This is a genomic window from Tannockella kyphosi (assembly GCF_021054785.1).
Classification (GTDB): domain Bacteria; phylum Bacillota_I; class Bacilli_A; order Erysipelotrichales; family Coprobacillaceae; genus Tannockella; species Tannockella kyphosi.
Map to the genome: position 1 here is coordinate 577,813 of NZ_CP088239.1, position 15,962 is coordinate 593,774.

Genomic DNA, 15,962 nt, shown 5'->3' on the forward strand with positions numbered 1-15,962 from the left:
AATATGCAAAAAATAGTTATACAACAAGATGCCGGTGCACAAGCTGTTAAAGAGAAAAGTATTGATGAATTACTAGGATTAAAATGCATCCAATTAAAAATGAATGAATTTCATTTAAATAGAACTGATTTAGAAAATAACTGGATAGATTTTTTGCAATATGCTACTAGTAATCAAGAATGTGAAAATTGTGTAGGTTTATCAAGTTGTCCTAAAGTGACAAAAGGGATGAAGCAAGATATTCAAGGTAGTAAAGAGTATTTACATTTCCCACTAACACCATGTCAGTATGGATTTGAGAAGTTTGAAAATCAAGATATTTTAAATCGAATTGCTTTAAAAAATGTTGGTGATAAAATACTTTTAACACGTAGCAAAGATTTAACAATGTTAAATCAAAAAGAAGGAAATTCAAGAACTGTTTTGACTCAATTAGGAGAATATTTAAAGAATCCTATTGAAAAAGGAATTTATTTATATGGTCTTCCAGGGCTTGGTAAATCTACATTAATGGGATGGTTAATTCGTGCTTTGGTAATGGAAGGAAGACAGTGCGGATATATTCATTTTCCAACTTTTTTAATGGATATAAAAGCTGGTTTTGGGGATAATAAAAATGATAATCAACATATTGAATTAATGAAAAATATTGATTATTTAGTTATTGATGATATTGGTGGAGAAAATCCAACAGCTTGGTCAAGAGATGAAGTTTTGTCAGCCGTTTTGTCATATCGTTCACAAAATCAAAAAGTGACCTTTTTTACAAGTATTTATTCAATTGATAATTTAAAACCTATTTATAGTATTAAAAATGGTGATGGTTCTAAAGTAGAAAGACTAATTGATAGAATGAAAGCGGTTAGCAAAGTAATTCATTTACAAGGACAAGATTTAAGATAAGAAAATAAGCTATTTTTTTACAAAAACAGTTGGAAACCCTAGACCTTTTATGATAGAATGTCTAAGGTATATAAAGACAAAAAAACAGGAGTGATGAGAATGGTTAAATGTATTGGTGTTTTAACATCTGGAGGAGATGCTCCAGGGATGAATGGCGCTGTTCGTGCAGTAGCTAGAACTTGTTTAAACAAAGGGATAAAAGTATATGGTGTAAGATTAGGTTTCCAAGGATTATTCAATGGAGACTTTATTGAGTTTGATCGTACATCAACACGTAACAAAATAAATTTAGGTGGAACGTTTTTAAAATCAGCACGTTTCCCAGAATTTAAAGATCCAGAAGTAAGAAAACAAGCAATTGAACAAATGAAAAAAGTAGGGATGGAAGCATTGGTAGTTATTGGGGGAGACGGTAGTTATAATGGTGCTTTAAAACTTACAGAAATGGGAGTTAATTGTATTGGGATTCCAGGAACTATTGATAATGATATTCCTCATACAGATCATACTATTGGATTTGATACAGCATTAAATACAATAGTAGATGCATTGGATCGTTTAAGAGACACATCTAGTTCACATCAACGTTGTACGATACTCGAAGTAATGGGACGTTATTGTGGAGATTTAGCAATTAATGCAGGTATTGCAGCAGGAGCTGAAATCATTATTACTAGTGAAAGTGGATTTGATGAAGCAGAAGTTATTGAAAGGTTAAAAGCATCAAAAGCAAGTGATAAAACACATGCAATTGTTGTAATAACAGAACATATTACGGATGTTAATCAATTAGCAAAAAATATTGAAGTTGCTACTGGTTTTGAAACACGTGCAAATGTTTTAGGACATATGCAAAGAGGGGGAAGACCTTCAGCAAGAGATAGAGTATTAGGATCAAGAATGGGGATTTACGCAGTAGAATTATTAGAAGCCGGTAAAGGTGGACTATGCGTAAGTGAAGTAAGTGGTAAAATCACAGGTTTAGATATTACAGAAGTTTTATCAGAAAAACGTGTGGCAGATAACGGTATTTACGAAGATGCAATGAAGCTTCGTTAATATAAAAAATTCGGTAAGGTGAGGAAGATAGAGATATGATCGTAGAAAGAAAAAAGAAGACTCGTATTGTTTGTACAATTGGACCAGCAAGTGAAGATGAAAAAATGATGAAAAAATTAATTATGGCAGGAATGAACGTTATGCGTTTAAATTTCTCTCATGGTGATTTTGAAGAACATGGTGGTAGAATTGTAACTGCTCGTAAATTAAGTGTGGAATGTAATAAAAATATTGCTATTTTATTAGATACAAAAGGACCTGAAATTCGTACAGGTGGATTCGTTGGTGGATCTACAGAATTTAAAAAAGGACAAACTTCAGTTATTTGTATTGAAGATATCGAAGGAACTAGCGATCGTTTTACTATTACTTATAAAGAATTATATAAAGATGTTAAACCAGGTGGTTTCATTTTAGTAAATGATGGTCAAGTAGAATTATTAGTGGATCATGTAGAAGGAACTGATATTGTTTGTGTTTGTGCAAATGATGGTGTTGTTAAAAACAGACGTGGTATTAACGTTCCAGGAATTAAATTAGGTTTTGATTACTTATCTGAAAAAGATATCGCTGATATTACTTTTGGATGTGAACAAAAAGTTAACTTTGTAGCTGCTTCTTTTGTAAGACGTGCACAAGATGTTTTAGATGTTAAAAAGTTATTAGTTGAAAATGGTCGTCCTGAAATTCAAATCATCGCTAAAATTGAAAATAGCGAAGGTGTTGATAACATGGACGAAATCTTACAAGTTGCTGATGGTATCATGGTAGCTCGTGGAGACTTAGGGGTAGAAGTACCTGCTGAAGATGTACCATTAATTCAAAAAGAATTAATCAAAAAATGTAAAGCTGCTGGTAAAGTAGTAATTACTGCAACTCAAATGTTAGACAGTATGCAAGAAAACCCAAGACCAACTCGTGCTGAAGTAAGTGACGTTGCAAACGCTATTTATGATGGTACTGATGCAATCATGTTATCAGGAGAGTCTGCTCAAGGTAAGTATCCAGAAGAATCAGTTATGACAATGACTAAAATTGCTTTAAAAACAGAAGGAACATTAGATTATGATAATTTAAGAATGCAAGCTGTGAAAACTGCTCATACAGATCCTTCAGAAGCTATTTGTATGTCAGTTGCTGAAATTGCATCTAAATTCCATGTTTCTGCAATCATCGTATTTACTGAAACAGGATCAACTGCAAGAAAAGTATCTAGATATCGTCCAGAATCTACAATCATTGCTGCTACTCCTTATGAACCAATTACTCGTTCATTAGCTTTAAACTGGGGTGTAAAAGGTACTGTATGTAAAACTATGGATAACCGTTTAGATCAATTAGAATATGCTAAAGTATTAGCTAGAGAAAATGGTGTTGAAACTGGAGAACAAATTATTGTTACTGGTGGTACACCAGGTGTTAAAGGTACAACTAGTTATTTAGAATTAGTAACTGTTTAATAATTTTATAATTAAACTGGCGCTTTAAAATCTAGCGGGGTTTAGCGTAAAAAAGCTTTAAAAAAGAGCGGGGATAATTTTCCCCGTTCTATTTTTAAAGCCAATGCGAACATAAATTACAGTTTTTTTATTTTTTCGATTTTTTGTAGGGGCCCCTTGGTGATCCTACTCTTTTTATTCTGGTAGAATGTTCACTTATAGTATATGTTTCGTATAAGTTTTGAGAGTAGATGAACTTATTTCGGGCTCTTTGGAAATTACTTAGCCCATTCCCGTTGCTTATGATCTTTTTGATATAGTTGTTTTTCCCTTCTATAGGTCCATTGGATAATCTTCGATTATCTATCCAGTGAAAAGAATTTAATATCTCTACTTTCCAATTTTTTAAAGTGCTTGCACAGTCTATCATTTCTTGGATGTTGGATAGAAGCATCTTCTTGATTAAAGAATCTAATTCTTGTTCTTTCTTTTCTCTGGAAACAAATGTAGTTGAGTCATCATCTTGAAAAGCAATAAACTCTTCTTTTATCTTATATGCGTTATGTAAAACATCGCTAATATTTAATAGCTCTCTTAGTAGTGCTGTTTTTGTGGTTGTATACTTTAGTAAGTAATCATAGTATAAATTCTCAAAGTCTAGAGTGTCCTTATTTTTTAATAGTATGTAATATCTACTTTTGAGCAGTTTATATTCTAATTTGTCTTTATCTTCACTAAAGGAACGCATAATACGTTTTCTCACACTGTTCAAAGAATCAGTTACTTTTTTTGTTGCATGGAACGGATCAATAGAAATAACTGCATCGGGAAAGAAAATATGTGCTATATCAGCATAATTTTGATACATATCAATGATAATATATTTTACTTTCTCTCTTTCTTTTAAAGGAATACTAAAAAAATAGTTGGTTAAGTCTTCGTTCCATCTAGATTCTACTATATCAATAATATACTTTTTACGAAAATCCATGATCATAAAAGCGTATTTTTTTTCAGCGTGTCGGTTGAAATAAAATTCATCCCAACAGAGTATATCGGTTAATTGTTTTCTAGGTATTTGAACATGTTTGTCAAAAATATCAACAACTGTACCAACAGAAACATGATACTTAGAAGCAATACTAGAATAGGTAGCTGTATAAGGCTTCAAGTCATTTAATATATTAATGATAGTAGTAGGAGTTAGTGTTTTTCTACTGTTTCCAAAAGGATTAGGTTCAATAAAAGTTTTCTTACAGTGATTGCATTTATAACGACGCTGACGATAGAATATAGTAGTGTCACAATGAATAATAACTTTATGTTTTAATTCTCTAGTTTTATAATCTTTTACAGTGCTTGTAATGGAACCACAGTGAGGACAGACTTGTTTTCTTTGTTTGAAAGTTACTAGGAAATCAGAATGATTTGATTGAACAACAGAATCAATGAATTGTATATCTTGTGCTTTTAAATCTAAAAGATTAATGATAAAATCGTACATAGAATCTCCTTCCTTTTAATTTTGTTCGCAAACTAATTATAACAGGAGATTCTTTTTTTTGCCTAAAATCACCCCGCACTAGATTTAAAGCGCTAAATTTAAGTGAAAGAAAAGACCCCGACTTATATTTAAAGCCTAGGTCCTTCCCCGCGATAATTTAATATACCATTAAACTTCACTTTATAAGTGAGGTTTTTTATTTTGTCAAAATAAGATGTGTACTAATCAAAAAATATAAAATAAAAAAACATTGATGCCAAAATTATTTACTTTTGTTCTTTTATATGCTAATTTCAAGTGGATTATTAGTTCAAAAAAGGAGGAGAATAATAGTGAAAAAAATTTGGAAAGTAGTAATCGCAAGTATTATTTTATTTAGTAGTAGTGTTAATATTTATGCAACACAAGAAGAGGTTAGCTTGTCAGTATTTACAGATAGTGTTTTTAAAACAAAAGTATCTGCATACGATGACGACAATAACGGGTCTTTATCTGCTAGTGAAATAGCTTCAATTTCGTCATTGAAATTTTATGAAGATGGCGATGAGTTTTTAACTAATTTAGACGGTATTGAATATTTAACAAGTTTAAAAACTTTGTGTTGTGAAAACACAAACTTGGCGGGGTCCTTAGATTTAACCAGTAATATTAATTTACAAAATTTAAAATGTTACAATACTAACTTAACAAGTATTAATGCAAGTGGTTTAGAGAATCTTTCTTTGTTTTGGGTTTCAAGTGATACACTAGTAGAAGTGTTACCACCTGATGGATATACTGTACAAGATGGTATTGTTTATGATGATTATGGCGGTGCGGTATGTGTATTTAATCAATCGGGTAGTACTCTATATTATGCTGGAAATGAAATTCAGTTTAATTATTTTTCGGTAGTTGGAGAAACATCTTTTGATACAATTAGTTTTGGAGATGCTACATACATTACGGCTGGGGCTCTTTACAATGCAACTGATGTTACAACTTTAATCTTTGAAGGAACTTCTAGAATGTATGCATGTGATTATCTAGGTGTATATGATGTATTACATGAGACAATTTACTATGGAGAGACATCATTAGAGGAGATTTACTTTAAAGGTGACGCCCCATTGTTTTTCTATGAATATTTGCAAGATGATGGAGGTGGTATTTGCAGGGAAGAAGACTTGGACGATAGTTATGCTTATTTTGGAGATTTAGAAATCACTGTATATTATCCTGCTGATAATGAAACGTGGACTGACACAAAGATGAGCTTTTTTGGTGATAATGTTACATTTGTAGAATGGGACCCTAATGAAGTCAATGCAGATGTTTCTTCTGATAGCAATGCATCGTTAGATATCACACAAGATCAAGCAAACGCATTGTTTAGTGATGAAGAGCTGTCTTCAGGAAAAGAATTAAACGTAGTGTTATCAGTTAGTGAAAAAACAACAGATGACATTACAAATGATGAATTATCAGCGATAGAAACAGTAACTGCAACTATTGATGGTACTATTACAGTTGTTACTGTTTTTGATATTGACTTACTTAAGTATGTAGGGGATGATGTTTCTAATTTAACAGAATTATCATCAGGGATAACAATTACCATTGATATTCCAGAAAATTTAGTAGATGCTAATAAAGAATATGTTATTGTTAGAATTCATGAGGGGGTTGCAACTATCTTAGAAGACTTAGATACAGATCCAAATACAATAACTTTTGAAACTGGTTATTTTTCAACATATTTGTTAGCAGAAGTGGAATCAACGGTAGAAGAAGAGGACTCAACAATCAATGTGCCAGATACTGGTGACATGTCAAATGTTGTTCTTTATATAATGCTATCAATGACAACAGTTGTGGCTTTTACATGTGATTCATGGATGAAAAGAAGATATAAAATAGTAAATTAATAATAATTAGCACACAAAAGCCCTATTAAACAATAGGGCTTTTAAATCACTTTTTTAAGTAATTAAGTTTATTCAACTACTTCTAGATAACTACTAATACAATAATATGTTTCTCCTTGATAAACAACCCTAGACCATCCTTCACTAGAAACTCCAGTACGAGTAGCAGTATCATCACTTGTTAATTGTGTAATAACAGTGGAACTATCTTCCACACTAGGGATATCTCTTAAATTAATAACATCTTTTGCAGTAACTGTTTCATTGACATCACTAAATACAGTAGTAAAGGTTTCTACTTCTTCTTCTTCTTCTTGAGGAGTTACATAAGATGTCTCTGTAGTAATAAGGCTACTAACTACATACCCAACTTCACCATTAAAGCTAATCTTAGACCAACCACTTGTAAAATAGCCAAGTCTTGTAACAACAGTTCCATTATTTAATTCTCCAATAATATTACTACTATCACTTTGATCCATGGAACTCCGTACATTTACAACATCTTTTGCAGTAACAGAATCATTGGTTGTAGTAAAACTTCCTAAACTTTCATCACTAGGGATATCAACAACAGTAGAGGAGCTACTTTTTGGAGTGGCAGCTTTGGATACACCGAAATATGCATAATTCAAGTCGACACTAGTACTAATACCAGTGATCGTACCACTATCACTATATTGCCACATATTGCAATAATCACTAGCATCACTAAATGTTCCATATTTTGCTATCCACAATCGATAACTACTACTAATCATATCTTTATCCCATAAATCCTCTACAAAATAATGAGAACTAGAAGCATAAAACATACCAACATAACCTCTGCTTTCTACTTGTTCTAAAAAAGCAACTGCTATTTCACTACGTTCTTCAACAGTTAAACCATACTGACGACTAGATGTACTATCAAAGTTTTCACAGTTATAGACAACAGGATAACTAATAGAATAACTATCAATAATATCACATACAAAATTAGCTTCTTCAATAGCTTCTGCTACCGTAATAGCAGTAGAAAAGAAATAAGCTCCACAATAAATACCATTTGCAGTAGCTTCTTGCAAATTATATTGGGCACAAGAATCTTCTTGGATAGTCCCAGATGAAATCCCTCTAGATCCTATTTTGATCATTGCAAAATCAACATCAACTAAATCCCAATCAATAATACCTTGATAATAGGAAACATCAATTCCAGTTGTTGTATTATTAGTTTGATTTGAAATTGATTTATAACTAGGAACAAAAACAGATAACTTTTCATCTTCCTCTGTTTCTATGTCTTCTTCTACCTCTTCTTCTATTTCTTCTTCTGTTTCCTCATTTGATTCTTCTATATCTAAATCTTCTATTTCTTCCTTTAACTCAGTTTCTTCTTGATCTAATGAGGGTGTTTGTTCATAGAATAAAAAATAATAACCAGCACAACTTATCAAAAGAAATATCGAAATAAATAGAATACTTTTTTTCTTATGATTACTTACAAATTGTTTTAATGATTTTATATTATGGCTAAACCAATCTTTATATTTATTCATATATAAATTTCCCCCTTTTTGGGATTATAACATAAAATAAAACAATCATTAATATAATTTAAAAATAACATAGAATATAGAAGAAAAAAGATGATTTTAACATAGTTTTCTAAAATAATTGTAATTGTACATTTTAAGTAGAATATTGTAAGATATAAGTATAAATGGTAAGGAGAAAACAAATGATTGAGATATGTTGTGGAAGTTATTATGATGCAATGCAAGCGTATATAGGAGGGGTAACTAGAATTGAGTTAAATAGTGCACTACATTTGGGTGGTTTAACACCATCTGTTGCTAGTTTGGTCTTAACCAAAACAAATACACAATTAGAAGTAATGTGTATGATTCGTTGTAGAGGTGCTGGATTTTGTTATTTAGAAGAAGAATATATACAAATGTTTCTGGAAGCTAGAGACTTATTAGAGGCAGGAGCAGATGGGATAGTATTTGGCTTTTTAGAGGAAGATAGAACGATTAATATTGAAAAAACAAAACAAATGATAGAATTAATTAAAGAATATAACAAAGTGGCAGTATTTCATCGTGCCATTGATTGTGTTAAACAAGTAGATGATGCAATGAATTTATTAATTGATTTAGGTATTGATAGGGTATTAACAAGTGGTGGTCAAGCAACTGCGATAGCAGGAAAAACAAATATCAAAGAATTGCTTCTAAAATATGGAAAACAAATAGAAATATTACCAGGAAGTGGGATTAATTTTAAGAATGTAAATGATTTTGTATTAGAAACAGGAGTAACTCAAGTTCATTCTTCTTGTAAAGAATGGTTAGTAGATAAGACAACACATCAAGGGAATGTGGATTTTAGTTATCAAAGGGAAAATGAGTTTGAAGTAGTATCTTTAGAGTATGTCCGTGGCATATTAGAGAACATGAAATAACAAAAATAGTTCTTTATTGATGATTTTTTTTATAGTATAATTTTGATTATGGAATAATGGGGAGGTAATTCATGGAAAAGAAAAAAGCACAGTTTATTTTCACACTTGGTTTTAGTGCTATTGTTATTTTTTCTTTATATTTATTCTATCCTATTTTTGAGTTTCATACTTATAATGAAGTAGTGTATGAGGAGTATATTATATCGTTAGAAGATGATCAATTTAGTATTCAAAATTTTGAATACTTCGCTAATGAAGAAATACAACAAATTGGTGGGGGAACAATTACTATTTATGATGATGCTTGGTTGCAATATGAAAATTTTATTGTAACTTTGTATGATGAAGAAGAAGTGATTTATTGTGAAAATATAGAAATTATTGATGAAGTATATGAATATGTATTAAATAGTTTTGGTTATATTGATCAAGAACATACAACATTAGGAGAGTTGAAAGTATCCATTGAGTTGGAAGATGAAAAGAGTTACTATTTAGATGTGACAAAAGTTATGTTAACGGAAATAACTGCAAATACGAAAGAATATCGTTTAGAAAGTATTTATATAGATCATGGTTTTATGCGTTTAGGAAAGTTGAATTTTGTTTCAGATATAAGTGAGTATGATACTATTTCATTAGAATATCGTTATGTGTTTGAGGATGATTATGTTGTTTTTTATAAGGTTTTAGAAACAATAGAAGATTATGAAGAAATAGTGTTTGATCCTGTTTATTATAGTAGTGATATAGATGGAGATTTGTTAGAGAAACAGATGAGTGTGGTAGTTATTTTAAGTAACTCAAATAGCGAAGAGGAATATGTTTTCTCGATAGAATTGGGGGATGAAGAATAATGGTACATATACATAGAAGAGATTTAACTGTATTTTATGTTTGTAGAAATGGGATAGCAACTTTTATGATTACATTGGTTTCTTTTCTGTTTACGATAGCTGATTATTATCATCAAGATATTATTTATGCTTTTCAAAGAATTTTTATGAATAACTTATATAGCTTTTTGTTTTTTGGATTAGTATGGTTATTAAATTATTTGTTATTTGAATTATATAAAACAGGATTAGAATTATTAGAGTTTTTTATAAAAAATAAAATAATTATTTCTTGCATTACATTATTTGATATTATTGCATTGATGATTCCTTGTTTTGTGATTCTTTCTTTTGTATTAGTAGGACATGATAGCGTGCTGGAATTAAATGGTGTGTTTTTAGGGCTTTTTATGTTTGCAAGAGCGTTAAGGCAAGTAGTAAAAGCATATAAGAAAGAACAATCCTAGGATTGTTCTTTTAGGCTAATAGGGAAGACAGTGTTGAAAGTAGACTTTCTTTTTGATGTTCATTTAGTTGAACATAATACTCTTCAAATAAAACACCTAACCCTGGTAAAATAGTTTCTTCTTTCGAATTAATCCCATCTTGAATAATATCTTTTAATTGGGCACTAGTACTTCCGTGTAGCTTTTCTAGTAATGCAACTCGAATATTCATTTCCTTCACTCCTTTGTTAAAGTATGCTACAATGATTAAGAAATATACGAGGTAATGATGAAAAAAAACATTTTATTAAACAATCAAATATATTCTTATACAATAACTAGAAAACATCAAAAAAACTGTTATTTAAGAGTAAATGGTGGAGAAATAAAAGTCAGTGCTCCAATCGGGTTATCAATTGATAAAATAGAACAATTTATTATTACTAATACAGATGCTCTAGTGCAAGCACTAGATCAATTTGTTAGTCATTATGATTATTCAAATGGGGGATATGTTACTATTTATGGCAAAAGATACCCAATACGATTAGAAGATAGAAAACAATTACATTGTGATATCATAGAAGGAATAATGGTTGTAAATCATGTGAATATTGAAAAAGTAGTATCGTTATATTTAAAAAAAGAATTATATAATTATTGTGTGGTAAGAACCAAAGAAATAATAGAAGCTTGTTTTCATTTTAAACAACCTTCTATTGAAATAAAAAAATATAAAAGTAGATGGGGAAGTTATTATCATGGAATACATAAAATAACATTGAACCAATCTTTAGTCCATTTACCAAAAGACTTAATAGATTATGTCATTGTCCATGAACTATGTCATGTATTACAAAAAAATCATTCTAAGCTATTTTATCATGAAGTCGCATTAAGAATGCCAGATTATAAACAAAGAGAACAAAGGTTAAAAAAGGAAAATATATGATTACATCACTTACTAATTCAACAATTAAAGAACTAATGAAATTAAAACAAAAGAAATATCGTACAAAACACTATTTAGTAGAGGGAGAACATTTAGTAGAAGAGGCATTGAAGAATGGGGTAGTAGAACAAATTATTAGTACAAAAGAAATAGATCATAATACATTAGTTGTATCTCCTGAAGTAATGGAAAAACTTGCCTTCACTCCTTCTCCACAATCTATTATGGCTAAATGTAAAATAGTAGTACAAGACTTTGATTGTACTAAAAAGAAATATTTATTATTAGACCGATTACAAGATCCTGGTAATGTTGGAACATTGGTTCGCAGTGCGTTAGCTTTTGGATATGATCAAGTTATTTTATCGAATCAATCAGTAGATTTATATAATGATAAAGTGTTACGTTCAATGCAAGGAGCACATTTCTCTATTGCTTGTATTTATGGTTCTTTAGAAGAGGTGGTTGGTATGTTACAACATCAAGGAGTATATGTGGTAGGAACTGCTTTAGAAAATGGACAGGATATTGCTTGTATTGAAAAACATGAAAAAATGGCTATTATTATGGGGAATGAAGGAAATGGAATGGAGCTTAAGTTGTTGCAACAATGTGATGCAATTGGTTATATTCCAATTCATACAATTGAATCTCTAAATGTAGCGATAGCAGGTGGTATAATGATGTATCATTATAAATAAGTCTTGAAAAGATAATGATATTTGATATAATAGTTAAGAAATACGTTGATGAGGACTAGTACATATAGAAAATTGTTAAAGAGAAGAAAGTATTGCTGAAAGCTTTCTACAAGGACTATATCGAATTCACCTTGGAGTGCGACTAATTATCGCCGTAAACACTACGTTACAGTGAATTAAGGGCATAGTAGAAATACTATGAATTAGGATGGTACCGCGATTTAATCGTTCCTATTTTTAGGAGCGATTTTTATTTTAGGAGGAAAAATATGGATGAATTATTAAAAATTAAAGAAGAGGCATTAGCTAAAATAGAAGCATGTACTAATTTGTCTTCTTTAAATGATGTAAGAGTTGTTTATTTAGGGAAAAAAGGTCCTATTCAAGATGCAATGAAATCTATGAAAAATATGGCACCAGAAGAACGTGCTAGTTTTGGACAAGTATCAAACCAAGTAAAACAAGAAATTACACAAGCAATTGAAGTAAAGAAAGAAGTATTAGAAAAAGCTGTTTTATTAGAGAAACTAAGTAAAGAGAATATAGATATTACTTTACCAAGTAACTTCATTCCCTTAGGATCATTACATCCTTTAACAGTAGTAGCTCGTGATATTGAAGAGTTATTCTTAGGAATGGGATATACGATTGAAAGTGGTCCAGAAGTAGAAAGTGATCACTATAACTTTGAATTAATGAATTTACCAAAAGACCATCCTGCAAGAGATATGCAAGATACTTTCTATATTGATGAAAATACATTAATGAGAACACATACTTCACCTGTGCAAGCTAGAACCATGCTTGCAGCCAAAGGAGAGGGTCCTATTAAAGTTATTTGTCCTGGTAAAACATATCGTCGTGATGATGATGATGCTACGCATTCACATCAATTTATGCAATGTGAAGGTTTAGTAATTGATAAAAATATTACAATGGCTGATTTAAAAGGTACATTAGAAGTATTCGCTAAAAAAATGTTTGGTCAAAAACGTCAAATTCGTTTACGTCCTTCTTATTTCCCTTTTACAGAACCATCTGTAGAGGTAGATATTAGTTGTCATAATTGTGAAGGAAAAGGATGTCCAATGTGTAAACATACTGGATGGATTGAAGTATTAGGTGCTGGTATGGTAAACCCACATGTATTAGAGATGTGTGGATTTGATCCTTTGGTTTATCAAGGATTTGCTTTTGGTATCGGAATGGAACGTGTAGCGATGTTAAAATACGGTATTGATAATATCCGTTATTTCTATAACGATGATTTAAGATTCTTAGGACAGTTTAGTAGAAAGGGATAAAGAGTATGAATGTAAGTTTACGTGTATTAAATAACTACGTGAAAGTAGATGATATAGAACCAATTGATTTAGCGAATAAAATTACTTCTGTTGGATTGGAAGTAGAGGGACTTCACTCACTAGCAAAAGGAACAAAGTTAGTAGTTGGATATGTCCATGAATGTCGTCCTCACTGTGATAGTGATCATTTAAATGTTTGTTTAGTAGAAGTTGCACCAGGAATAAAACAACAAATAGTATGTGGTGCTCCTAATGTTGCTGCTAAACAAAAAGTAATTGTTGCACTACCAGGATGTGATTTAGGAGAAGGATTTGTTATTAAAGAAAGTAAAATTCGTGGTGAAGAATCAAATGGGATGATTTGTTCTTTAGGGGAATTAGGTATTGATAGTCGTTTTTTAAATGATGAACAAAGAGCAGGAATTGAGATTTTACCTACTGATGCACCAATAGGACAAGAGGCATTAGTTTATTTAGGATTAGAAGATACTATTTTAGATATCGGTTTAACTCCTAATCGTTCTGATTGTATGGCATTAACAGCTTTAGCATATGAAGTAGGTGCTGTTTTAAATAGACCCGTATTGATACCAACAGTAAGTGTGGGAAGTACGTTAGAAAGTGATGTTCAAGTTGAAATAGCAACTGATAAATGTTCTTTCTTTGGAGCAAAAGTAGTAAAAGGTGTTGTTACAAAAGAATCACCTTTATGGTTAAAAAATACATTGATTGCTAGTGGTATTAAACCAATTAATAACATTGTAGATATTTCTAATTATGTTATGTTAGAAACAGGACAACCAATTCATATGTATGATTATGATAAATTAGTTGAAAAGAAATTTATCGTTAAAACAGGATACTCACAAGAAAAAACACTATTAGATGGATTAGATTATAAAATTGAAGAAAATGATGTTGTAGTGAGTGTTGATGATAAAATTGGATGTATTGCTGGAGTTATGGGTTCAGATGATACAAAAATTGAAGATACTACTACCAATATTGTCATTGAAGCTGCCACTTTTGATGGAGCAAGTTTACGTAATACTGCAAGAAGATTAAACTTATTAACGGATGCTAGCCAACATTATATTAAAGGAGCTATTGATACAGCAAAATCTTTCTATGTATTAGATCGTTGTGCATCTTTATTACAAGAATTAGCACAAGCAAGTGAAATTTACCAAACAGTAGCTAGTGACTACACTCCTGAAACAAAAGTAATCGCTTTACAAACAAGTAGAGTAAATGGATTATTAGGAACTGATATTACTAGTGAGGAAGTAAAAGATATTTTCACAAGTCTTTGTTTTGAATATACATATAGTGATGATAGCTTTGAAGTTGTAGTACCAACGTATCGTAATGATATTACAATGGAAGCTGATTTAATTGAAGAAGTAGCAAGAATGTATGGTTATGACAATATCCCATCATCATTGCCTACCATGTCAATGACACAAGGAAATTACACAGAAATTCAATCAAAAGAAAACTTAATTAAGAATACATTAGTAGATTTAGGTTTACATGAAACATTAACATATACATTAACTTCACCAACAACAGTCGATGATTTTAACTTATTTCATGCAAAAGAAAATATAACACTAATGTCTCCTTTAGGAGAAGAAAGAAGTGTTTGTCGTAAATCACTTATTCCTTCTTTATTACAAGTAATCAATTATAACTTATCACATGCAAATAAAGATGTTGGAATCTTTGAGATTTCTAATAGTTATAGTGATAATGAAATTAAATCATTAGCTATTGCATGTACAGGAACTTATCAATCTTTACCTTGGCAACAAATGAATCAAGCCTTTGATTTCTATGTTGTAAAAGGGTTAGTAGATACTTTATTTAAAAAATTAACGATTGAAGAATCTCGTTATCAATTAAAACGTGTCGAAGTTGATAATCCGTATTTCCACCCAGGTAGAAGTGGTTATATTATGATGGGTAAAGAAATAGTAGGGGTTGTAGGACAAGTACATCCTAGTATGCAAAAAAATTATGGTGTTAAAGCTACTTATGTGGCAGAAGTTAACTTAACTACATTATTAAACTTAAAAACTAGAGCATTGAAATTTGAATCAATTCCAATGTATCCATCTGTATCAAGAGATTTAGCGTTAGTTATGGATGAAGATATTGCAAGTTATGATATTACTAGATGTATTCAAAAAGCTGGAAAACGTTTAGTCAAAGATACGACTATTTTTGATGTTTATGTTGGAGAGCATATTGAAACTGGTAAAAAATCAGTAGCAGTATCAATGGTTTTCCAAGATCCTACAAAAACATTAGATGAAGCAACCATTAATGCAACTGTAGAACAAATCTTAGCAGCCTTACAAAAAGAATATAATGCAGTATTAAGAGCATAAATAAAAAAGCATCAAAATAGTAGTTCTATTCTGGTGCTTTATAATAACAAAAGACCTGTGATTAAA

Annotated in this window: 14 protein-coding genes and 1 other annotated feature; of the genes, 11 read left to right on the forward strand and 3 right to left on the reverse strand. The window is 30.7% G+C overall.

What is annotated here, in order from left to right; translation table 11 throughout:
• The first annotated feature begins 3 nt into the window (after nucleotides 1-3).
• The 3 genes from LRR82_RS03070 to pyk all read left to right on the forward strand — a co-directional run bounded on the left by LRR82_RS03070 (nucleotide 4) and on the right by pyk (nucleotide 3,422).
• Complete coding sequence (locus LRR82_RS03070) at nucleotides 4-903, forward strand: primosomal protein DnaI (protein WP_249030033.1); 900 nt, start codon at nucleotides 4-6, stop codon at nucleotides 901-903.
• Between the two features lie 99 nt (nucleotides 904-1,002).
• A complete protein-coding gene (pfkA, locus tag LRR82_RS03075) occupies nucleotides 1,003-1,962 on the forward strand; it encodes a 6-phosphofructokinase (RefSeq protein ID WP_249030034.1) in 960 nt (319 codons plus the stop codon).
• Between the two features lie 35 nt (nucleotides 1,963-1,997).
• Nucleotides 1,998-3,422: a pyruvate kinase gene (gene pyk, locus LRR82_RS03080; RefSeq protein ID WP_249030035.1), complete on the forward strand. Its 1,425-nt coding sequence runs from the start codon at nucleotides 1,998-2,000 to the stop codon at nucleotides 3,420-3,422.
• Between the two features lie 127 nt (nucleotides 3,423-3,549).
• Here pyk and LRR82_RS03085 read toward each other — a convergent pair whose 3' ends face one another.
• Nucleotides 3,550-4,905, reverse strand: a complete 1,356-nt coding sequence (locus LRR82_RS03085) for an ISL3 family transposase (protein WP_249029464.1) — start codon at nucleotides 4,903-4,905, stop codon at nucleotides 3,550-3,552.
• A gap of 332 nt (nucleotides 4,906-5,237) precedes the next feature.
• Between LRR82_RS03085 and LRR82_RS03090 the strand changes: the two genes are divergently transcribed.
• The gene (locus tag LRR82_RS03090; RefSeq protein WP_249030036.1) at nucleotides 5,238-6,812 is read left to right on the forward strand and encodes a hypothetical protein; all 1,575 of its coding nucleotides are present in this window, start codon (nucleotides 5,238-5,240) and stop codon (nucleotides 6,810-6,812) included.
• Between the two features lie 68 nt (nucleotides 6,813-6,880).
• Here LRR82_RS03090 and LRR82_RS03095 read toward each other — a convergent pair whose 3' ends face one another.
• A complete protein-coding gene (locus LRR82_RS03095; RefSeq protein WP_249030037.1) occupies nucleotides 6,881-8,356 on the reverse strand; it encodes a GH25 family lysozyme in 1,476 nt (491 codons plus the stop codon).
• A 182-nt stretch (nucleotides 8,357-8,538) separates the two neighbouring features.
• On the opposite strand from LRR82_RS03095, the gene LRR82_RS03100 reads away from it, so the two are divergent.
• The 3 genes from LRR82_RS03100 (at nucleotide 8,539) to LRR82_RS03110 (ending at nucleotide 10,567) form a co-directional block, all read left to right on the forward strand.
• Nucleotides 8,539-9,264 carry a copper homeostasis protein CutC gene (locus tag LRR82_RS03100; RefSeq protein ID WP_249030038.1) on the forward strand — a complete coding sequence of 242 codons (726 nt, stop codon included), beginning with the start codon at nucleotides 8,539-8,541 and terminating at the stop codon, nucleotides 9,262-9,264.
• Nucleotides 9,265-9,335: 71 nt separating this feature from the next.
• Nucleotides 9,336-10,121 (forward strand): hypothetical protein, encoded by a 786-nt coding sequence (locus tag LRR82_RS03105; RefSeq protein WP_249030039.1) that lies wholly within the window; start codon nucleotides 9,336-9,338, stop codon nucleotides 10,119-10,121.
• On the forward strand, nucleotides 10,121-10,567 hold the full coding sequence (locus tag LRR82_RS03110) for a hypothetical protein (protein ID WP_249030040.1): 447 nt from the start codon (nucleotides 10,121-10,123) through the stop codon (nucleotides 10,565-10,567). The genes LRR82_RS03105 and LRR82_RS03110 overlap by 1 nt, the downstream gene beginning before the upstream one ends.
• 10 nt (nucleotides 10,568-10,577) lie before the next feature.
• Here the strand turns inward: LRR82_RS03110 and sspI are convergent, their stop codons facing one another.
• Nucleotides 10,578-10,778, reverse strand: coding sequence for a small acid-soluble spore protein SspI (gene sspI / locus LRR82_RS03115; protein ID WP_249030041.1), 201 nt, complete (start codon nucleotides 10,776-10,778; stop codon nucleotides 10,578-10,580).
• A 57-nt stretch (nucleotides 10,779-10,835) separates the two neighbouring features.
• On the opposite strand from sspI, the gene LRR82_RS03120 reads away from it, so the two are divergent.
• The 4 genes from LRR82_RS03120 to pheT all read left to right on the forward strand — a co-directional run bounded on the left by LRR82_RS03120 (nucleotide 10,836) and on the right by pheT (nucleotide 15,896).
• On the forward strand, nucleotides 10,836-11,498 hold the full coding sequence (locus LRR82_RS03120; RefSeq protein ID WP_249030042.1) for a M48 family metallopeptidase: 663 nt from the start codon (nucleotides 10,836-10,838) through the stop codon (nucleotides 11,496-11,498).
• Complete coding sequence (locus LRR82_RS03125) at nucleotides 11,495-12,199, forward strand: TrmH family RNA methyltransferase (RefSeq protein ID WP_249030043.1); 705 nt, start codon at nucleotides 11,495-11,497, stop codon at nucleotides 12,197-12,199. Before LRR82_RS03120 ends, LRR82_RS03125 begins: the two co-directional genes overlap by 4 nt.
• 36 nt (nucleotides 12,200-12,235) lie before the next feature.
• Nucleotides 12,236-12,435 (forward strand) — a binding site (T-box leader).
• 33 nt (nucleotides 12,436-12,468) lie between these two features.
• Nucleotides 12,469-13,503, forward strand: coding sequence for a phenylalanine--tRNA ligase subunit alpha (gene pheS / locus LRR82_RS03130; protein ID WP_249030044.1), 1,035 nt, complete (start codon nucleotides 12,469-12,471; stop codon nucleotides 13,501-13,503).
• A 5-nt stretch (nucleotides 13,504-13,508) separates the two neighbouring features.
• Nucleotides 13,509-15,896, forward strand: coding sequence for a phenylalanine--tRNA ligase subunit beta (pheT, locus tag LRR82_RS03135; protein ID WP_249030045.1), 2,388 nt, complete (start codon nucleotides 13,509-13,511; stop codon nucleotides 15,894-15,896).
• Nucleotides 15,897-15,962 lie beyond the last annotated feature (66 nt).